Source organism: Marinifilum caeruleilacunae, assembly GCF_013141825.1.
Lineage (GTDB): Bacteria > Bacteroidota > Bacteroidia > Bacteroidales > Marinifilaceae > Marinifilum > Marinifilum caeruleilacunae.
The window spans coordinates 91,938-112,313 of the sequence record NZ_RZNH01000013.1; the positions used below are offsets into that span (position 1 = coordinate 91,938).

The 20,376-nt window shown below is 38.7% G+C and carries 15 protein-coding genes, 1 rRNA gene and 1 riboswitch; of the genes, 10 read left to right on the forward strand and 6 right to left on the reverse strand.

The features are described 5' to 3' along the window. Nucleotides 1-37: 37 nt before the first annotated feature. Both ELS83_RS09790 and fbp read right to left on the reverse strand, forming a co-directional pair. Nucleotides 38-610, reverse strand: a complete 573-nt coding sequence (locus ELS83_RS09790) for a hypothetical protein (RefSeq protein WP_171595383.1) — start codon at nucleotides 608-610, stop codon at nucleotides 38-40. 154 nt (nucleotides 611-764) lie between these two features. Further along, on the reverse strand, nucleotides 765-1,787 hold the full coding sequence (gene fbp, locus ELS83_RS09795; protein WP_171595384.1) for a class 1 fructose-bisphosphatase: 1,023 nt from the start codon (nucleotides 1,785-1,787) through the stop codon (nucleotides 765-767). Between the two features lie 288 nt (nucleotides 1,788-2,075). Here fbp and ELS83_RS09800 point away from each other — a divergent pair, with 288 nt between their 5' ends. From ELS83_RS09800 to ELS83_RS09840, 9 genes are all read left to right on the forward strand, one after another. Continuing rightward, complete coding sequence (locus ELS83_RS09800; RefSeq protein WP_171595386.1) at nucleotides 2,076-3,332, forward strand: aspartate kinase; 1,257 nt, start codon at nucleotides 2,076-2,078, stop codon at nucleotides 3,330-3,332. Nucleotides 3,333-3,650: 318 nt separating this feature from the next. Further along, nucleotides 3,651-3,762, forward strand: a riboswitch (SAM riboswitch). Nucleotides 3,763-4,224: 462 nt separating this feature from the next. Then, nucleotides 4,225-5,544: an O-acetylhomoserine aminocarboxypropyltransferase/cysteine synthase family protein gene (locus tag ELS83_RS09805; RefSeq protein WP_171595387.1), complete on the forward strand. Its 1,320-nt coding sequence runs from the start codon at nucleotides 4,225-4,227 to the stop codon at nucleotides 5,542-5,544. Between the two features lie 123 nt (nucleotides 5,545-5,667). Next, on the forward strand, nucleotides 5,668-6,702 hold the full coding sequence (locus ELS83_RS09810) for an alpha/beta fold hydrolase (RefSeq protein WP_171595388.1): 1,035 nt from the start codon (nucleotides 5,668-5,670) through the stop codon (nucleotides 6,700-6,702). Further along, the gene (locus tag ELS83_RS09815) at nucleotides 6,692-7,882 is read left to right on the forward strand and encodes a homoserine dehydrogenase (protein ID WP_171595389.1); all 1,191 of its coding nucleotides are present in this window, start codon (nucleotides 6,692-6,694) and stop codon (nucleotides 7,880-7,882) included. The genes ELS83_RS09810 and ELS83_RS09815 overlap by 11 nt, the downstream gene beginning before the upstream one ends. 36 nt (nucleotides 7,883-7,918) lie before the next feature. After that, complete coding sequence (locus ELS83_RS09820) at nucleotides 7,919-9,178, forward strand: aspartate kinase (protein ID WP_171595390.1); 1,260 nt, start codon at nucleotides 7,919-7,921, stop codon at nucleotides 9,176-9,178. A gap of 47 nt (nucleotides 9,179-9,225) precedes the next feature. Continuing rightward, complete coding sequence (gene metH, locus ELS83_RS09825; protein ID WP_171595391.1) at nucleotides 9,226-12,894, forward strand: methionine synthase; 3,669 nt, start codon at nucleotides 9,226-9,228, stop codon at nucleotides 12,892-12,894. A gap of 66 nt (nucleotides 12,895-12,960) precedes the next feature. Continuing rightward, nucleotides 12,961-13,920 carry a methylenetetrahydrofolate reductase [NAD(P)H] gene (gene metF / locus ELS83_RS09830; RefSeq protein WP_171595392.1) on the forward strand — a complete coding sequence of 320 codons (960 nt, stop codon included), beginning with the start codon at nucleotides 12,961-12,963 and terminating at the stop codon, nucleotides 13,918-13,920. 119 nt (nucleotides 13,921-14,039) lie between these two features. Beyond that, nucleotides 14,040-14,579: a hypothetical protein gene (locus tag ELS83_RS09835; RefSeq protein ID WP_171595393.1), complete on the forward strand. Its 540-nt coding sequence runs from the start codon at nucleotides 14,040-14,042 to the stop codon at nucleotides 14,577-14,579. 131 nt (nucleotides 14,580-14,710) lie between these two features. Continuing rightward, nucleotides 14,711-15,349: a hypothetical protein gene (locus ELS83_RS09840; RefSeq protein WP_171595394.1), complete on the forward strand. Its 639-nt coding sequence runs from the start codon at nucleotides 14,711-14,713 to the stop codon at nucleotides 15,347-15,349. 53 nt (nucleotides 15,350-15,402) lie between these two features. Here the strand turns inward: ELS83_RS09840 and ELS83_RS09845 are convergent, their stop codons facing one another. From ELS83_RS09845 to ELS83_RS09860, 4 genes are all read right to left on the reverse strand, one after another. Next, nucleotides 15,403-16,344, reverse strand: coding sequence for a 2-hydroxyacid dehydrogenase (locus ELS83_RS09845; protein ID WP_171595395.1), 942 nt, complete (start codon nucleotides 16,342-16,344; stop codon nucleotides 15,403-15,405). Nucleotides 16,345-16,453: 109 nt separating this feature from the next. Further along, nucleotides 16,454-16,942 carry a hypothetical protein gene (locus ELS83_RS09850; RefSeq protein ID WP_171595396.1) on the reverse strand — a complete coding sequence of 163 codons (489 nt, stop codon included), beginning with the start codon at nucleotides 16,940-16,942 and terminating at the stop codon, nucleotides 16,454-16,456. 291 nt (nucleotides 16,943-17,233) lie between these two features. Beyond that, nucleotides 17,234-18,574: a dihydroorotase gene (locus tag ELS83_RS09855; RefSeq protein ID WP_171595397.1), complete on the reverse strand. Its 1,341-nt coding sequence runs from the start codon at nucleotides 18,572-18,574 to the stop codon at nucleotides 17,234-17,236. Nucleotides 18,575-18,606: 32 nt separating this feature from the next. Beyond that, a complete protein-coding gene (locus tag ELS83_RS09860; RefSeq protein WP_346728155.1) occupies nucleotides 18,607-19,335 on the reverse strand; it encodes a polyprenol monophosphomannose synthase in 729 nt (242 codons plus the stop codon). A 967-nt stretch (nucleotides 19,336-20,302) separates the two neighbouring features. Between ELS83_RS09860 and ELS83_RS09865 the strand changes: the two genes are divergently transcribed. Beyond that, nucleotides 20,303-20,376 (forward strand): 16S ribosomal RNA (locus tag ELS83_RS09865); the annotation flags it as partial.

Consider the following 20,376-nt stretch of genomic DNA (forward strand, 5'->3'; position numbering starts at 1 on the left):
AGCGTAAAATTTACAAGGATTCAGCAGATCAATTTATTCAGAATCCATACCCAACAGGTCCATGACCGGGAACGCTAACATAGCCCCTGGTGTTGCCCTGGTCATAATTGCCGGCACTAAATCGGGTAGACCAAAAATTATCGCCGCCACTTCCCTGGCCGCTATAGCCATTTTGCTGGGCAGCAAGATACAAATTGACTGTAGGGATTGGATTGCCAACGTAACCAGCATTTCCCAAATGATCGAACCAATAGTTTCCTGGTTGGATATAATAGCCCAGCACATAACTCCAAACCAGCCATTCGTTTTGTGGTAGCTCTCTGCCGTTAACAATTACATTGGTTTGTCCGTTCGAGGCATTTCTTTTGATATTGCCAAAATCGTGATTGGGAAGCATAAAGCCAAAAGAAGCATAGCCAACAACTCCATATAACCCACTGGTTTTATCGTACCAATAGTTTCCTGGAAGAGGTTTTGCACCATAATATTTCTCAAACTCCTCAATTTGTGATGGTTTTAACTCGATATCGTTGATTATGATTTTCTCTTCCTGCGTTTGCGCTTCGAGCATGCAAAACAACAACATGCATAGTATTGTTATCCATTTCATTTTTAAAGGTTTTAATTGTGAATGAAGAATGTGAAGAGGCAGATTAGGATTGGCAAAGTAAATTTACGATAAAGAGAAAGGGAAGTCAAGTTAAAAAATCAAAGCCACTTCTCATTCAAGAAGTGGCTTTGCATTTTGGGTTCTGGTTAGGAAATCAAATATTGTTGAAGAAGTGTAAAAACTCTTCTGTTTTTTTCACCATATTGGTCGATCCGGTGTAGAATGGAACTCGTTGATGAATCGAATCGGGTTTAATTTCCAAAATTCTGATATCACCATTGGTCGCCATACCGCCAGCTTGTTCGGCAATAAATGCCACAGGGTTACATTCGTAGGTTAAGCGCAATTTACCATCAGGATTTTTATTGGTTTGTGGGTAAATAAAAATACCTCCTTTTAGCAGGTTTCGATGGAAATCGGCTACCAAAGATCCAATGTATCTAGAGGTAAAAGGTCTCTTGCTACGTGCATCTTTCTCCTGGCAGTACTTAATGTATTTCTTTACTCCTTGAGGGAAATTAATATAGTTTCCTTCGTTAATAGAGTAAATGGTTCCCGATTTAGGTGTCTTAATGTTTGGATGAGACAAACAGAATTCACCAATGGAAGGATCAAGTGTAAAACCATTCACACCATTTCCTGTGGTATATACCAACATGGTAGATGATCCGTAAATTACATATCCTGCAGCAACTTGCTTGGTTCCTTCTTGCAAGAAATCTTCCATAGTTGCAACCTGGCCACGTGGAGTTACACGCTCAAAAATGGAGAAAATTGTTCCAATCGATACATTTACATCGATGTTCGAAGAGCCGTCTAATGGATCCATGCAAAAAACGTACTTTGCATTTTTTGCCATTTCGTCTTCGAAAATAATGATGTCCTCGTTTTCCTCCGAAGCCACAGCAGCACATTCGCCACTGGCTTTAAGGGCATCAATAAAGTGTGTGTCGGCAAAAACATCTAGCTTTTGCTGATCTTCCCCCTGTACATTCTGATCGCCATGCTCGCCAAGAATATCTACCAAACCAGCTTTATTAACAGCTCGGTTTACAATTTTGGCAGCAATTCCTACATGATGAAGCAAACGAGATAACTCTCCTTTAGCTCCCGGATGATCAGACTGACGCTCAATAATAAATTGATTGAGGGTTTGAACATTATTGTGTTCAGTCATTTTAAAAAGGCTTTTGGTTTACATTCATTTGGTGGCATAAAGTTATGCTTTTTTATTTAATGCCAAACCCTTATTTCAAACGTTGACAGAAAAGTTTTTCTCTTTCCATAAAAGTTTTATTTACGGTTAAATCGATTTAAATGGAGGATGCAAAGGATTTTTATCTTAAAAATTGTGAAAAAAGTAAAATGTTGAAAAATATTTTTGTTTTACACAAGCTTTATTTAGTACCTTCAATTTTTGAAAAAATGGTGTGAGCCTAAATCAATAAAACTTAAGCAATTTTCCATGAACATATTTAAATTTGGTGGCGCTTCGGTGAACAGTGCCGAAGGGGTCAAAAATTTTGTAAAGATTGTTCAATCTTATAAGGATGAAACCATAATTGTGCTTTCTGCAATGGGCAAAACAACCAATGCACTGGAAGAGATTACGGATCAGTTTTGTGCTAAATCCGATTTGGTGGAAACTAAATTTCAAGAGGTAAAATCCTTTCACTTAAATATCATAAACGAACTTTTTACCAATAAAGAAGATGCAGTTTATGAAAAGGTAAATCGATTATTCGATCAGTTGCATGCCTATTTGCAAAGAGAGCCAACTTTAGATTACGATTTTGATTATGATCAGATTGTTTGCTTTGGGGAATTGGTGTCTACAACAATTGTTTCAGAATATCTGCGCTTAAGCGGATCTCCAAATAAATGGATCGATATCAGAACCTGTTTAAAAACAGATAATACTTATCGTGAAGGAAAAGTGGATTGGGAACTCTCACAAAAACTGGTACCACAAGCCTTTAGTTTCGACAGTACATTTGTATATGTCACCCAAGGATTTTTGGGAGGTACAACAACCAATCAATCTACCACTTTAGGGCGTGAAGGATCGGATTATACCGCTGCAATTTTATCTTATATTCTCGATGTAGATAAATTAAGCATTTGGAAAGATGTTCCTGGAATTATGAATGCTGATCCGAAATGGTTGGAAGACGCCGAGAAATTGGATCGGATTTCTTATCAGGAAGCCATTGAGCTTGCATTTTACGGTGCAAAGGTGATTCACCCAAAAACCATTCAACCAATTAAACGAAAGAAGATTCCTTTGCAGGTAAGATCATTTATTGACTATAGCGAATCAGGCACTTTGATCAGTACAGCTTCAAAACAGATGGAGAAGCAGTTGCCGGTTTATATTCGAAAACAAAACCAGGTGTTGATCTCCATTCGTCCAAGCGATTTTTCATTCATTCTGGAGGAAAATTTAAGTTCGCTATTTGCCCTTTTTGCAAAGCATCGCATGAAGGTAAATTTAACCCAAAATTCAGCAATTAGTTTTTCGGTTTGTGTGGATAAATCGGAAAGAAGATTGAAGAATTTACTGGATGAAATTTCCCAGGATTTCGAAGTAAAATACAATGATGATGTGGAGTTGATTACAATTCGTCATCATGATGATGATGCGGTTGAGCGCATGACTGCAGGCAGAGATATTTTATTGGAACAACGAAGCAGAGATACAGCGCAATTTGTGATTATTTGAGATTCATTTTTGTCAAAGCGTGCATAAAATAATTTGAAAAAACACAAAGTCAAAAAACTGGCTTTGTGTTTTTTGTTTTTCATTATAAGGTTCTCATTTTTTCATGATAAACCAGTTGTACGAATCACTTTTGTAAGATTCCGATTTATTTTTTCAAAAAAAAATATGCTCCAAAATCACTTTTGTATATATAAGGTATAGTTTGCACATTATCAACGAATAAAATTTAAGACTGCTGCATCTTTTATTTGGAGATTAAAAAATCATGCCTATATTTGTTGCAGATATTTAAGGTAATACTCGCAGGAGGATATCATTAATTTATACAGAAGAAGTGAGAGAACAGGCTCGATGACCTTCTGACAACCCCGGCAAAACCAAAAGCTGAAAGGTGTCAAATCCTGACCATTTAATTTGGTGAATATAAATTAAAAGATCATGAAGAAGACAGAAATTCACAATTTAAAGCAGGCTCAACCAGAGCAAAACATTCAGTTGCAATCTTTGGCATCTATTACCACTATGATGCGAATGCAGCGAATGATGCGTATGCTGTAACGCATTCTGTCTAAATTCTTTCCCAATTTTTTAGATGCTGGTGCGTATAAAATAACTCCGAAGCAGGGAATTCAAATTCTAATTTACGATTTCAATTGTTTCTGATTTTCAGAAGTAGGAATTGATACAAGCATTTCTGAATAAATCTAAGGGTTCAGATGGCTTGTAAACAAGATAAATACAGAATTTGCGACCACCAGAAGCCTTTCGCTTCTAACAATTAACCAATTTAAAATCAAGGATTAAATTCCAAATTTGCAATGCTTATCGGCACAGAGTAATGCGGTATGCAAAAGCTCGAAGCTTGGCTTGCAACTAAAAAACTAGAATCGCCATGTCAAAAAATTTAAGATACGAAACATTACAAATACACGCAGGTCAGGAAGTTGAAGAAACAACAAAATCGAGAGCAGTTCCATTGTATCAAACAACAGCCTATACTTTTAACAATTCAGAGCACGCAGCAAATCTATTTGGCTTAAAAGAATTTGGAAACATCTACACCCGTTTAATGAATCCAACCAACGATGTTTTTGAGAAGAGAATTGCCGCACTGGAAGGTGGAGTAGCAGCTGTAGCAACCGGCTCGGGACAGGCAGCCCAGTTTCTGGCACTGACCAATATTTTGGAATCGGGAGATAACTTCATTAGTGCTTCGCAAATTTATGGTGGAACCTATAACCAATTCAAAGTACAGTTTAAGCGCTTGGGCATTCAGTGTAAGTTTGTCGATATTGATCATCCAGAGACGATTGTTCCTTTAATCGATGACAATACCAAAGCCATTTACGTGGAAGCATTGCCAAACCCAAAGTTTTCAATTCCTGATTTCGAGAAAGTATCGGCTATAGCCAAAGAATATGATTTGCCACTAATCGTTGACAATACCTTAGGTGCGGGAGGATATCTTTTCCGACCATTGGAACACGGTGCCAACGTGGTAGTAGAATCGGCAACCAAATGGATATGTGGTCATGGAACAGCCGTTGGAGGTGTTTTGGTTGATGGTGGAAACTACAATTGGGGCAATGGGAAATTTCCACAGTTCAGCGAACCATCAGAGGGGTATCATGGTTTGGTTTTCTCGGATGTTTTTGGAGTAGACGGACCATTTGGAAACATTGCCTTTGCCATTCGTGCAAGGGTAGAAGGTTTAAGAGATTACGGTTGTAGTCAAAGCCCATTCAATTCGTTCCTGCTATTGCAAGGATTGGAAACACTTTCGCTTCGCCTCGATCGTCATGTTGAAAACACACTGGCACTGGCCGAATGGTTGCAAGAGCAAGACTGGGTGGAGCAAGTGAATTATCCTGGATTGCCTACGAGTCCATACTACGAGAGAGCAAAAAAATATTTCAAAAAAGGAGCAGGCTCAGTACTTACATTTAAGGTTAAAGGCGGAAAAGAAGTTGCCGATAAGCTGGTAGATGGAGTAGAACTACTTTCTCATGTTGCCAACCTTGGCGATGCCAAGACTTTAATTATCCATCCTAGTTCAACAACTCATGAGCAATTAAGTTTGGAGGAACAAAAAGCATCAGGAGTTGAACCGGGCTTGCTGAGAATTTCAGTTGGAATTGAGCACATTGAAGATATCAAAGCCGATATTAAGCAAGCGGTGGAAAAAGCCATTAATGTAGAGACAATCAATTAGTTCTTATAGCAATCCCACACGGAATTGAATTTTTGTGGAAGTTCTGTGTGGGAAACTCTAACTATCCTTAATACAAGGGATTGAATTATCAAATCAAAAAGCAATAATCAAAATTTTTAACCAGTGAATCCAAATTGTTACATCCATAAAGAAGGTCTTCAGCTTGAATCGGGCGAACGTCTGCAAGAGTTGACTATCGCTTATCACACCTATGGGGAGTACGATCCATCGCGCAATAATGTGATTTGGGTTTGTCATGCTCTCACTGCCAATTCTGATGTTTTCGATTGGTGGGCAGGACTTTTTGGAGAGAAGGACTTTTTTAATCCTAAGGATTATTTTATCGTTTGTGCCAATTTTCTTGGCTCGTGTTACGGTACCACAGGACCTCTTTCCCAAAATCCGGAAAACGGACAAGCTTATTACCACGATTTTCCGCAATTGACAGTACGCGACTTGGTGGCAGCACACGAAATTTTAAGAAAACATTTAAATATTCATCGCATTCATATGATGATTGGTAGCTCACTGGGAGGCATGCAAGCCTTGGAGTGGGCTTACTTGTTGAATGGAAAGTTGGATCATTTGGTGGTGTTGGCTTCCAATGCCAAGCATTCACCCTGGGGAATTGCATTCAACGAATCGCAAAGAATGTCGATCGAGGTTGATCCAAGCTGGAAAGAATCGAATGATGAAGCAGGTTTGGAAGGTATGATAGTGGCAAGGTCTATCGCGCTTTTAAGCTATAGGACCTATGCAACTTACGACCATTCGCAGCAAGAGAATGAAAAAGACAAGGTGGATGATTATCGCGCAAGCTCTTATCAAAGATACCAGGGGGAAAAATTAGCCCGACGATTTAATGCCTATTCATACTGGCACTTGTCAAAAATCATGGACAGTCACGATATGGGTAGAAAGAGGGGAGGATTAATTTCTGCTCTGAATGAAATTAAATCAAGAACACTTGTTATTGGAGTGGATTCAGATCAGATTTTCCCAATAAACGAACAAAAATTCATAGCGGATCATATTCCGCAAGCTCAATATCTGGAAATTCATTCGCTTTATGGACACGATGGATTTCTCCTAGAACAAGAACAATTAACTAAAGTACTACAATCATTTTTAATCGAAAACAAAATCAATGAGCAATAAACTTAAAATAGGTGTATTCGGATACGGAGTTGTTGGTTCCGGATTGGCCCACGTTCTGAAAAATAGCAAAGGCTTGGATGCCTCTATTGTAAAGGTATGTGTAAGAGATGGTGAAAAGGAGAGAGAGTTAGATTCAGCAGTTTTAACCACAAAGCCTGATGATATTTTAAGCGATCCTGAAATTAATGTTGTTGCTGAATTGATTGATGATGCAGATGCAGCTTACCAGATTGTAAAAACTGCACTTCAAAATGGGAAACATGTGGTTTCGGCCAATAAAAAAATGTTGGCCTACCATATCGAGGAGCTCATTCAATTGCAATGGCAGCACAAAGTGTCATTTGTATATGAAGCTTCGGCTTGTGGAAGTATTCCAATCATCAGAAATTTGGAAGAATACTACGATAATGACTTGTTACAATCGGTGAGCGGTATATTGAATGGTTCGTCGAATTACATTCTTACCAAGATTTTTAACGACAATTTAGATTACGATGTAGCCTTAAAACAGGCGCAGGATCTAGGATTTGCAGAGAGCGACCCGACATCTGATGTTGATGGTTTCGACACATTGTACAAGTTGATTATTCTTACGGTTCACGGATTCGGATTATTTGTCCATCCCGACCAGGTATTCAACTTTGGGATTTCAAATCTATCGCCGAAAGATATCGAGCTGGCATCGCAAAAAGGATATAAAATCAGATTGCTTGGAAAAGTGACAAAGGTAAATGGAAATCATGTGAACCTTTTGGTTGCGCCAAAATTTGTGAAGCCCGAAGAGCACGCTTTTACTGTCGAAAGTCATTACAATGGTGTACTGATACAGGGAAATTTCTACGATAACCAGTTCATGTATGGAAAAGGAGCGGGAGCTCACCCAACGGGTTCTGCCGTATTGTCGGATATCACAGCATTGGCCTACGATTACAAGTATGAGTACAAAAAATTGAAATACTATGGTGGTTTGCAATACACCAACGATATGGAGGTGGAAGTTTACCTGAGATACACAAATAAAGACGATTTGGCTCTCTTTAATTTTTCAGATATCAAGGAATCTCTAACAGGGAAAGATTTCAATTATGTAATTGGGACATTGAACCTTTCGGATTTGATAAAAATTCGCCAGCAAATTCAAGGAAGAGATGTTTTCCTTGCCTACCTGGGAGATGAATAATTTGTTGGAAAATCACAACTAAGATCAAAAAGAAAAATGATAATATACAAATTCGGTGGCGTATCGGTGAAAGATGCGGCTGCCATACGAAACATCTGCCAGATTATAGCTAAGGTGAAGCGACCCCTTACTGTGGTAATTTCAGCAATAGGTTCAACCACAAACCTGCTGGAAGAACTGGTAGATGCATATTTTTCGGGAAAGGATAGCTTATGGAATCACTTCGAGACACTGAAACGAAACCACATTTCAGTGCTCAACGATTTATTCGAAGAAGTGCCTGAGCATGTTGCCTCGGAAGTAAACGCTCTTTTCGTCGAGCTGGAAACCAAAATTTCAAAACCATCATCTGATCAGTTCAACTTCGAATACGATCAGGTGATTGGTTTTGGCGAGTTGCTTTCAACCACAATGATTTCGGCATATCTAAATCAAACAGGTCAGAAAAATCAATGGATTGATATCAGAACCTGCCTTGATTCGGATGACAATTATGTAGATGCCAACATCAACTGGGAAACGTCGAAAGAGAAAGTGAATGCAAAATTTGTTGATGATTCGCAGGCTTTGTATATCACCCAAGGATTTATTGCCCGCGACGATAAAGGTTTTACAACTTCGCTGGGACGAGAAGGATCGGATTATACTGCGGCCATTTTGGCTCATTTGCTTGGCGCTGATAAAATGATCATTTGGAAAGATGTGCTGGGCATCTTAAATGCCGATCCCGATTATTTCGAAACCACAACCAAACTGGATTTGATTCCCTATCACGAAGCCATCGAGCTATCGTATTATGGGGCAAGGGTAATTCATCCAAAAACCATAAAGCCCTTGCAGGCAAAACAGATTCCTCTTTGGGTAAAATCTTTTATCGATCCGGCCCAAAAAGGAACATTAATTACAAAGGGAGAACAACCGCAACCTATGTTGCCAAACTATATTGTGAAGAAAAAACAGGTGATGGTGAATTTGAAACCCTTAAATTTTTCATTTATAGGTGAAAAAGATCTGGTTTTTATCTTTTCACTCGTGACAAAGTTTAGAATTAAGCTTAATTTTACTCAAAACACCGCTGTTAGTTTTGCATTTTGTGCCAACAGTTCGGCCCGAAATATCAAGGAACTAATTGATGAGCTGAGTAAAAAATATGAAGTAGACCTGAGCGATGATCTGGAATTGATTACAGTTCGACACTATACGCCAGCTACCATTGAAGAAATTCAAAACAAACATCATGTGCTGGTGGAACAGAAGAATACCAATACTGCAATCTACCTGACCGTGGCAAATTAATTTGCCGATTGATAAAATAAAAAGAATAGCCAATAGCTGAATAGAATATGGAGCAAAAGTTTACAATTAAAGAAGCATTACAAAATCAGATTTTGGTTCTCGATGGAGCTATGGGAACCATGATTCAATCGCACGGATTGGGCGAATCGGATTTTAGAGGCAAACGTTTTGCCAATATTTCCGCCGATCAGAAAGGGCACAACGATTTGTTAACGCTTACCCAGCCTGATATTATAAAGAACATTCACCTGGAATTTTTAAAAGCAGGTGCACATATCATCGAAACCAATACTTTTAATGCAAATGCAATTTCATTGATTGATTATCAATTGGAAGAACTTGCTTATGAGTTGAATGTTGAAGCGGTGAAAAATGCTCGCAGAGCTATTGATGAAATACAAAAAACCGATCCTCATACCCCAAGATGGATTGCCGGAGCCATTGGTCCAACCAATAAAACAACATCGATGTCGCCTAAAGTGGAAGACCCAGGTTTCAGAGATGTGAGTTTCGACGATTTGGTAGAAATTTATTCCGAACAGGTGAGAGGTTTGCTGGATGGTGGAGTGGATGCATTACTGATTGAGACAATTTTCGATACCCTAAATGCAAAGGCAGCTGTTTATGCGGCCGATCAGCTTTTGGAAGAGAGAGGTTTGGATTTGCCAATCATGATTTCGGGGACCATTACCGATAATAGTGGAAGAACTTTATCGGGTCAGACGCTGGAAGCCTTTGTAACATCGATGAAGTGCGACAGGTTGTTGAGTATTGGACTGAATTGTGCCTTTGGGGCAAAAGATTTGATTCCATTTATTCAACAGTTGGATACATTATTGCCGGCATACGTAAGTGTATATCCGAATGCAGGTTTACCAAACGAATTGGGCGAATACGATGAAACACCTGGCACAATGGTGGGTGACCTGAAGGAATTGCTCGATAACAAAAAGGTTAATATTGTAGGAGGATGTTGTGGAACAAGACCCGATCATATTGCTGCAATAGCAAAGGCTGTAAAAGATGCTAAGCCAAGAGAAATACCTTTCGTAGAAAGCGAAACCCGCTTAAGCGGATTGGAGATGTTGCGAATCAATTCACTCAGCAACTTTGTAAATATTGGTGAGAGAACCAATGTTGCCGGGTCTCGAAAATTTGCAAGATTAATTCGCGAGGAAAAATACGAGGAAGCATTGTCAATTGCCCGATCGCAAGTTGAAAATGGTGCTCAAATTATCGATGTGAACATGGATGATGCCATGTTGGATGCCGAAAAAGAAATGGATGTATTCCTGAAGCTTTTGGTTTCGGAACCAGAAATTTCCCGCGTTCCTGTTATGATCGACTCTTCGAAATGGTCTGTTTTGGAAGCTGGTTTAAAATGTGTGCAAGGAAAATCGGTGGTAAATTCCATATCATTGAAAGAGGGTGAAGAAGAATTTATTAAAACTGCTACCCAAATTAAGAGATATGGAGCCGCTGCAGTTGTAATGGCTTTCGATGAAAAAGGTCAGGCCGATACTTACGAAAGAAGAATTGAAATTTGTGGAAGAGCCTATAAAATTTTAACAGAAAAAGTAGGTTTTCCACCAGAAGACATCATCTTCGACCCAAATGTACTGGCAATCGCTACCGGAATAGAGGAACACAATAATTATGCGGTCGATTTTATTAAAACCGTAAAATGGATCAAAGCAAATCTTCCGCATGCAAAAATTAGTGGGGGAATCAGTAATCTCTCTTTTTCGTTCCGTGGAAACAATGTTGTACGGGAAGCAATGCACTCGGTATTCTTATACCATGCCATAAAAGAAGGATTGGATATGGGAATTGTAAATCCGGGAATGTTGCAGATTTATGATGAAATTGAGCCTGAACTCTTAGAAAAGGTAGAAGATGTAGTGCTGAACAGAAAGCCCGATGCTACCGAGATTTTAATAGAATTCGCTGAAGGATTGAAATCGGCTGGAACAAGCCAGGTGAAAACAGATTTGTGGAGAGAAAAATCGGTGAATGAGAGGTTGTCGTACTCGCTGGTGAAAGGAATTACCGACTATATAGAAGAGGATGCAGAAGAAGCACGTCAGAACTATCCGAAGGCATTGGAGGTAATCGAAAAACCATTAATGGATGGCATGAATGTAGTAGGAGAGCTGTTTGGAGATGGAAAAATGTTCCTTCCCCAGGTGGTGAAATCTGCAAGGGTGATGAAAAAAGCTGTTGCTTATCTTCAACCATTTATCGAAGAAGAAAAAGGCAATGCGGCCGATGCTAAAAATGCTGGAAAAATATTAATGGCAACCGTAAAAGGTGATGTTCACGATATCGGGAAAAATATTGTGGATGTAGTTTTGGGTTGTAATAATTTCGAGGTAATCGATTTGGGTGTAATGGTTCCATGCTCAAAGGTTCTGGAAGTGGCCAAACAAGAAAAGGTTGATGCCATTGGTTTGAGCGGATTAATTACCCCATCGCTTGAAGAAATGTGCTTTGTTGCCGAAGAAATGCAACGAGAAGGATTCGATATTCCTTTGGTGGTGGGAGGAGCCACAACATCAGAATTGCATACAGCAGTGAAGATTGAACCCAACTATAAGAATGGCGTGGTGCACGTGAGCGATGCTTCTCAGTCGGTAGGGATTTTCAAGAAACTTTGCGACAAAAGCAAGCGCAGCGAATATTTGGCGGGTGTGAAAGAGCAGTATCAGCAGGTAAGAGCGGATCATTCTAAGCAGAAATCGGCAGAATATTACTCTTTGGAGGAAGCCAGGGCAAATGCAGAAGCAATTGATTGGGAAAAATCGCCAATTTACAAGCCAAAGAAAACAGGATTGCAGGTACAGAAAAATTTCTCCATCAAAGAAATCAGAAAATATATCGATTGGACCTTCTTTTTTGTGGCCTGGGAGTTGAAATGCATGTATCCTGAAATTATGGAAGATCCGGATTACAAGGATGAGGCCAAAAAACTTTTCGACGACGCCAATAAAATGCTGGACAAGATCGAGAAAGAGAATCTTCTGGAAGCAAGTGCTGTGTATGGATTGTTCCCGGCAAATGCTGTGGGCGACGATATTGTGATCTATTCCGATGAAGAGAGAAGTTCTGAGCTAAAGCGATTCACTCAAATTCGCCAGCAGGAAAAATTCTCGAAAGGATTAAGCAATTTGTGTTTGAGCGATTTTGTGGCTCCAATTGAGTCGGGTAGAATCGATTATGTAGGTGCATTTGTTGTGACAGCAGGTCTTGGAATTGAAGCAAGTTTGCAAAAATATACCGAGAATAACGATGATTACAACAGTATCATGATAAAAATTTTGGCAGACAGATTGGCTGAAGCTTATACTGAATTGTTACACGAGCAAATCCGTAAAGAAGATTGGGCCTATGCCAATGGTGAAAACCTGAGCATTGAAGAAATGTTACGCGAAAAGTACCAGGGAATTCGTCCGGCTTTTGGTTATCCATCATTGCCCGAACATTCCGAAAAAAAGGTACTTTGGGATTTCTTGCAGGTTGAGGAAAGTATTGGAGCAACATTAACCGAAAATTATGCCATGTATCCGGCAGCTTCGGTAAGCGGATTGGTGCTATCACATCCCGATGCCATTTATTTTTCTATCGATAAAATCAAGGATGATCAGGTACAAGATTATGCCAAGCGAAAAGGAATATCGGAGAATGAAGCCAGTAAATTACTAACGGCTATTATATAGAAACATCAAATTAATAGAATACAATTTTTGAGATCTCCATTAGGATGTCTTATCTAAAATTAACCAATGAAAGTAATCGAACATTTAAACCAGGCAATCGAGAATAAAACCACACATTTCTCTTTTGAACTTTTACCTCCTTTAAGGGGTAATAGTATATATAAGGTATTCAACACCATTGAAAAACTTCGCGATTTCGATCCGAAGTATATTAATATTACCGCTCACCGCGATGAGGTTGTCTTTGTAGAATCGCCCAATGGAGGATTCGAAAAAAAGATTACCCGTAAGCGTCCGGGAACGGTTGCTGTGGCGGCTGCCATTCAAAATAAATACAAACTTACAGTTGTTCCGCATGTAATCTGTAGCGGATTTACACCCGAAGAAACAGAAAATGCTCTTTTAGATTTAAATTTCCTGGGAATTCATGATCTCTTGTTGTTGAAAGGTGATTCCTCACCGCGCCACGATTTTATTCCATCCGAAGGAGAACACAAATATGCCATCGACCTGATTGGACAGGTGAATGATATTAACAAAGGAACCTTTTTGGACGGAACCCATGTGGAGCCTTTTGAAACTCCCTTTTCCTTTGGAACTGCCGGATATCCTGAGAAACACGAAGAAGCTCCAAATATGGAGTCGGATTTGTACTGGCTAAAGAAAAAGGTGGATGCAGGAGCAGATTATATCGTAACGCAAATGTTTTTCGACAACCAGAAATTCTTCGAATTCGAGAAAAAAGTTCGCGAAGCTGGCATTACAGTTCCTATTGTTCCTGGAATTAAACCAATTTCTGCTTTGTCTCAACTTAATGTGCTTCCGCAGATATTTAAAACAGAAATTCCCGAAGCCCTGGCAGCGGAAGTGCGTAAATGCAAAAGCAATGATGAGGTGAAACAAGTTGGAGTAGAGTGGGGAATAGAGCAAAGCAAAGAGCTGATTCAACACGGTGTACCGTCACTGCATTTCTACACTCTTATGGCATCCAATTGTGTGAGAGATATTGCAAAGGCAATATATTAAGGAAATTAACAAGGAGAACCAATCCCTTTTCAAAACTGAAGAGGGATTTTTTTATGCAAAAACAGCAATAAATACAGGCCATTATCAGTTAAAAAATAGAATTGATAATTAATGAACAAATGAGAAAGACAATTATTTTATTGCTCTTAATGAGTGGCGCTTTTTTATCAAAGGCGCAAGTTTTTAATACTTCAGGAATACTTAAAGGAGGCGAGGCAGCTGTTGGTTTTGAACCATCCTTGTTGGTGTACGATGGCGATACCGATTTTATGATGTTTTTTCATGCAGGGGTTGGTTTGGGAAGAAATCTAGATCTTGGAGCAAAGTTTGGAGTATTTGGAGATGAAAACTATTACGGCGGAGATGTAGAGTTTGGCATAAGCAAGACCCTATCCTTATCGGCAGGGATGCATCATTTTCATGATTTTGGATTAGATGGAACCGCAAATGTAAGTGTTCCATTGGCCAGGGGAACAAAGCTGATAACAGGTTTGGATATGGATATTATATTCGGCGATGAAACCAAAATTCCCTTGTGGCTACCTTTCGGGATAAGGGTTTCGGTGGGCAATGGTTGGTCGCTCATCATGGAAACAGAAATTGAGTTAACCGATGAGGCCTATCACTATTTTGGTATCGGAATGGCTTACGGATTTTAAATGATGATAAGATGTGAAATGGTGCTTTTAAAGTTTCTAACAGTCTGTTAATAATGTATTTTGATTCTATTGGGAAATTGACGTATATTATTAATCTGATAAACTTGAATCTTTAAAACCACCACTACCACATGGAAAAACGGAAATCTGCAATCCAAAAATTGAAAGATTTTGCCGATAGAACGCATCGTAAAATCGATTTTAACGAAAAAGCTTTTCCCTCTAATGCGATTCACCCGCTAACTTACTATCGAAGATATGTAAGCATACCCGAGAATGATTACAATCAAATTTTTTATGTCTGTTTTGGAGATTCTCGCAAATTAGATAACTATTCTACTTTTAGTGGCGTTTTTTTTCCTCTCGATCTTGCCGGTGAAACACAAATTTGTGTTCGAAAAAAGCAGATCATGGATAAAATGAGCTTGTTCGGGAAGAAGAAATCATATAAAACCGGTATCGATTCTTTCGATTCACAGGTAGTGTTTGAGGAGTTTACAGCCATCGCGACCAATAAAATTTTTACCAATCTCAAAATTCAGGAGCTCATTCTAAAGGCTTTCGATTTTGATATGCGATTAAGAGTTGGTGTTAATATGTTGAATCTCGATTTTATTCCAGAATTAAAGGGGAGAACCTACATTGGAATTTATTCTACTCAAAACTGGTATACAAATTTATCCGAAATAGAGATTTTATTTAGTTTGGCCGAACAGCTAAAAGGCTGGGCCGATTTTATAAAAGAACCAGATTTAGTAGGACAACTTTAATCTGAAAAGAATTTAAAAAAGCCTCAAATCTAAAAAACTTGAGGCTTTTGTATTTATTGAGCAAATTCATCAATAATTTTCTGTGCGGTAACTTCCGAGAGTTTAATGTTCGATTCATGTGTCCAGCCACCAACATGAGGACTCAATAACACATTTTCAGCTTCAATTAAATATTGAAATTCAGCTGGAAGCTCCGATGCATGCAAATCTTCGAAAGAAGTTTTTTCATATTCCAAAACATCCAGACAGGCGCCTTTCACTTGTCCCGATTTCAGGTTTTTCACCAAATCAGCAATACGAACTACTTTTCCCCTTGCAGTATTTATTAAATAAATAGGTTTTTTAAACTGATTCAAAAACTCATCGTTCACCATAAACATGGTTTCATCTGTTTGTGGCACATGCAAACTTAAAATGTCACACTGCTCAAACAAATCTTCCATTTGTTTTTCGCTACAATACTCATCGCTATAATCAAACTTGTATTTGTCGTAAGCAATCACATTGCAGCCAAAGCCTTGCAGCCTGCGGGCAAAAGCACCTCCCATATTGCCATAGCCAATAATGCCTACGGTTTTGCCCATTATTTCGATGCCTCTATTTTCTTCTCGTCTCCACATTCCGTTGCGAACCTCCCAGTTACAGCGACACAAATTATTAAAAAGAGTTAAAAGCATACCAACAGCATGTTCGCCAACCGCATCGCGATTTCCTTCTGGAGCATTAAAACATCTTATGCCTTTGGCTTCGGCATATTCCACATCAATATTCTCCAAACCGGCACCCACTCTTCCAATAAACTTCAGATTAGAAGCAATATCAAGTTCGTTTTTGGTCAGCTTAAACTTACTCCTAATAATAAAGCCGTCGTACTCCGGAAAAATCTCCAATAACTCTTCCTTGTTCTTTTCAGGAGCATAGGTACATTCGAAACCTGCATTTTGCAACATTTCCAATAAACGAGGGTGAGTAGAATCTATAAATAGAACTTTCATTTTTTTTACTTTCAGGTTATAAATATCAGGATTCAAGACTGTCCCGATGTTTAAATTGGTGCAAATTTAGACAGATTTTCCTCATTTACACCATGGGTGTATGCCACTATTACTTTTCCAAATCAATTACAAAACTTGCTTTGTAGCCTCTCAGTTTTCCGGTGGCATCGAAAATTTCAAAGCCAAACATTATTTTACGTACTTCTTTTCTCAGCTTTAAAGCTTCTTTGTCCCAATACCAGTTTTCTTCAAACTGAATTTTCCCGGTTCGTCCATTCAAATCATTGTCATTAATAATTTGCTCTATTTCACGTACCGATAATTCACGATTGTCGTAATAATCATAGGCATTCAAATTGCCTGCACGTACCTCTTTCAAAACTTGCTTTACCAGGTAAGAGCTTTTCGTATTTCCAAGGCATTCGTTCAGCCATTCATCATCTTCATTGGGTGCTTTTACAATCACTTCATAAATAATAGGATCGGCAATAAGTTCACCTTCTGTTTTTGCAGGCGTATTTTCTACTTTGCTTTGGCAAGAAAACAAAAACAGCCCTGAAAGAATCAGAGCTGTTATTTTATAAGTGTATGGAGTCATATGTATAACTTATTACTAACTGATGTTTTAACGAATTATTCAAATAGTATTTGGGAATATTGCTTTAAATAAAATAGTTGACCCCATGGACATTGGAAGGACAAGCTGTTTGGATGTAGAAAACTTTTAGTAAGTCGGGGAAGCTTCGAAGAATTGAGAAGATCACCCCGCCGCACTTAGAGTTTTCAAGTAGAAGCAGTTTGTCCTTACACGACCTAGATTTTTTGCTGACTTTTTTATCAATGAAAAAAGTCAGAGCCTTCCGGCTTGAGGGAAAAGCTGTGTATGCGTCTATCTCTCAAAACTCAAACGCATCCCTTTTGTGCTTTCATCAAACTTCCCATTGTCATAAACCAAGTGTCCATTCACAAAAGTCTTTTCAACCATATATTGGAATTTTTCTCCGTCGAAAGGTGTCCAGCCACACTTATATAAAGTATTCTCTTTGTTGGCAGTCCAATCTTCTTCCTTTACAAGAACCAAATCGGCAAAATAACCTTTACGAATAAAACCTCTCTTCTCAACCTGGAAAATCTCAGCAGGAGTATGGCACATTTTCTCAACCACTTTCTCCAAACTAATTTTACCACGTCGTGCTTGTTCAAGCATGGCAATAAGCGAGTGTTGAACCAATGGACCGCCTCCGGCAGAATTCAAATAATTACCATCTTTCTCCTCCTCGGTATGTGGCGCATGATCAGTAGCAATCACATCCAACCTGTCATCAAGCAAGGCTTCCCAAAGTTTATCCTGGTCAGCTTTTGTTTTTACAGCCGGATTCCAACGAATTCTCGATTTTTTCGTCAGGTAATCTTTATCATCAAACCAAAGGTGATGCACACACACTTCGGTGGTAATTCTTTTGTCCTTAGAAGGAATTGAATTGTCGAATAAATCCATCTCCATTCCTGTGGATAAATGAAGAATGTGTAAACGCGTATTGTATTTTTTAGCCAATTCAACAGCCTTCGACGAAGATTTGTAGCAAGCCTCAGCACTTCTAATCACACCATGATACTCCATAGGAATGTCTTCCCCATATTTCTCCACAAACTCTGCCTGATTTTTCTCAATCATCGGAGTATCCTCACAATGGGTAGCAATCAGCAAAGGTGCTTTTTCAAAAATCTGCGAAAGCGTATCAATGTCATCCACCAACATATTCCCGGTCGACGAGCCCATAAAAATCTTTATCCCACAAACCGATTTCGGATCCGTTTGTAAAATCTCCTCAAGGTTGTCGTTGGTAGCACCCATGTAAAAAGAGTAGTTTGCCAAAGATTTTTCAGCACCCAATTTATACCTTTCAGCAAGCAATTCCTGTGTAACAGTTTGTGGCTTCACATTCGGCATATCCATAAAGGAAGTGGTTCCGCCAGCAACGGCAGCTCTCGATTCAGTATACAAATCCCCCTTATGAGGCATTCCCGGATCACGAAAATGAACCTGATCATCAATCACACCCGGCAAAAGCAATCTGCCACCAGCGTCAATCACTTTCCACGAAGCATCAATCTCCGCAGGAACCGATGTGTAAATTTCTTCAATCACCTGATCTTTCACCAGAACACTTCCGGCGAATTTCTTGCCTTCATTAACAATCAAGGCATTTTGAATTAAATAAGTCGACATTTTGGTTGTTTAGTTATAAGTATCCCGATAATCTATCTTTCGTATTTGGTAAAAAAGCTACGCAGTTTCATTTTAATAACACCCCAAACGGCCTCATTAAAAATACCACCACTCATTTTCGAAGTACCCTGCGTTCTATCCGTAAAAATAATAGGCACCTCAATAATGTTAAAGCCAAATTTCCAACTTGTAAATTTCATTTCAATCTGGAAGGCATAACCCTTAAAACGAATTTTATCCAGATCAATAGTTTCCAATACCTTCCTGGTATAGCATTTAAAGCCGGCTGTTGAATCATGAATTTTCATTCCGGTAACAATACGCACGTATTTCGATGCAAAATACGACATCAATACCCTGCCCATAGGCCAATTTACAACATTTACACCAGAAACATAGCGCGAACCAATGGCCATATCACCACCATCTTTGGCACAAGCCTCATACAAACGGATCAAATCTTCAGGATTGTGCGAAAAATCAGCATCCATCTCAAAAACATATTCGTAATTGTTTTCAAGTGCCCATTTAAAACCGGTAATATAAGCAGTACCCAAACCAAGCTTACCTTTGCGCTCTATCATGTGAAGTCCAGAAAACTCCTTTTGCAAAACTTTAACTATGTCAGCAGTTCCATCAGGAGAATTGTCTTCAATTACTAAGATATCAAAAGCCGTTTCCAGCGAAAACACCTTCCTAACAATGGCTTCAATATTTTCTTTTTCATTGTAAGTCGGGATAATAACAAGTCTATCTGTCACCTTCAGAGAATTAATGTGTAAAACAATTTAATTAGCACGAAGATAGTATATCTCTAATAAAACCGTCATTTCCATTCGTTAAAAAGAGTGAAAACCCACGATTAATTTTGGCGGCCCCCTTCGGGTCGGGCTATCCGCTATATCTTTTTTCTCATACTTCGAAAAAAAGGATGCCGCTCCTATCCCTGCCGCAATATTTCCATTGCCGTTTTGTAAAAATGAGCGAATACAGCTTCTAAAAGAACAAAAAACACATTCGCCGAAACTTTTTCTAAATTTTTTCCATCGGGATATCAGAGTGTTAGGCATACGGTGGTAAAAAGATTGATTTTTTCATTTGGAAATAGGAATTATTATCAGTTATCTTTGCACCCGCTTTACAACGGTAAGGCGTTAGAGTAGTTCTGGAGAGAAGAGAGAATGGTGGTTGAACCACGATTGCATTTTTAAAGGGATTACGATTTTGAAGTTTTTTAATTTTTTTCAAAAAAGTTTTGGATTTGTAAAAATAAAGTGTTTATCTTTGCAGCCGCTTTTGTAAGAGAGAAGATTCTTTGGAGCACTAGTATCTATGAGGCTTTCGAGGGGATCTAACTTGAAAAAAAAGTTTAAAAACATTTGCAAGTTTAAATTAAAAGTATTTATCTTTGCAGCCGCTTCTCAAACGAGAGGAGTTTAGAAAAAGTTTTGGGAGTGAGATGACGGTTTAAAGAAATCGCATCGGGTAAAAAAAACTTCAAAAATATTTCAAAAAACATTTGGAATTAAAAACAAGTTTTATTTATCTTTGCACTCGCTTTTCCGCCTGATTTTTCAGGGGATTTAGAAGGAAARACAGAACGATACGTTCTTTGAAAATATTGAAAACAAGAAGTTAGGTAAATACAAGATATAAAAACCTTGTCAATTAAAAATTACCATTAAACTTTGATAATCTGAATGAGACAGAATTTATAAAAACTTTTATACAACGAAGAGTTTGATCCTGGCTCAGGATGAACGCTAGCGACAGGCCTAACACATGCAAGTCGAGGGGTAACG

What these genes read in the sequence shown, in the direction of transcription:
- ELS83_RS09790 (WP_171595383.1), bottom strand. Translation starts at nt 610, where the DNA reads ATGAAATGGATAACAATACTATGCATGTTGTTGTTTTGCATGCTCGAA.
- fbp (WP_171595384.1), bottom strand. Translation starts at nt 1,787, where the DNA reads ATGACTGAACACAATAATGTTCAAACCCTCAATCAATTTATTATTGAG.
- ELS83_RS09800 (WP_171595386.1), top strand. Translation starts at nt 2,076, where the DNA reads ATGAACATATTTAAATTTGGTGGCGCTTCGGTGAACAGTGCCGAAGGG.
- ELS83_RS09805 (WP_171595387.1), top strand. Translation starts at nt 4,225, where the DNA reads ATGTCAAAAAATTTAAGATACGAAACATTACAAATACACGCAGGTCAG.
- ELS83_RS09815 (WP_171595389.1), top strand. Translation starts at nt 6,692, where the DNA reads ATGAGCAATAAACTTAAAATAGGTGTATTCGGATACGGAGTTGTTGGT.
- ELS83_RS09820 (WP_171595390.1), top strand. Translation starts at nt 7,919, where the DNA reads ATGATAATATACAAATTCGGTGGCGTATCGGTGAAAGATGCGGCTGCC.
- metH (WP_171595391.1), top strand. Translation starts at nt 9,226, where the DNA reads ATGGAGCAAAAGTTTACAATTAAAGAAGCATTACAAAATCAGATTTTG.
- metF (WP_171595392.1), top strand. Translation starts at nt 12,961, where the DNA reads ATGAAAGTAATCGAACATTTAAACCAGGCAATCGAGAATAAAACCACA.
- ELS83_RS09835 (WP_171595393.1), top strand. Translation starts at nt 14,040, where the DNA reads ATGAGAAAGACAATTATTTTATTGCTCTTAATGAGTGGCGCTTTTTTA.
- ELS83_RS09840 (WP_171595394.1), top strand. Translation starts at nt 14,711, where the DNA reads ATGGAAAAACGGAAATCTGCAATCCAAAAATTGAAAGATTTTGCCGAT.
- ELS83_RS09845 (WP_171595395.1), bottom strand. Translation starts at nt 16,344, where the DNA reads ATGAAAGTTCTATTTATAGATTCTACTCACCCTCGTTTATTGGAAATG.
- ELS83_RS09850 (WP_171595396.1), bottom strand. Translation starts at nt 16,942, where the DNA reads ATGACTCCATACACTTATAAAATAACAGCTCTGATTCTTTCAGGGCTG.
- ELS83_RS09855 (WP_171595397.1), bottom strand. Translation starts at nt 18,574, where the DNA reads ATGTCGACTTATTTAATTCAAAATGCCTTGATTGTTAATGAAGGCAAG.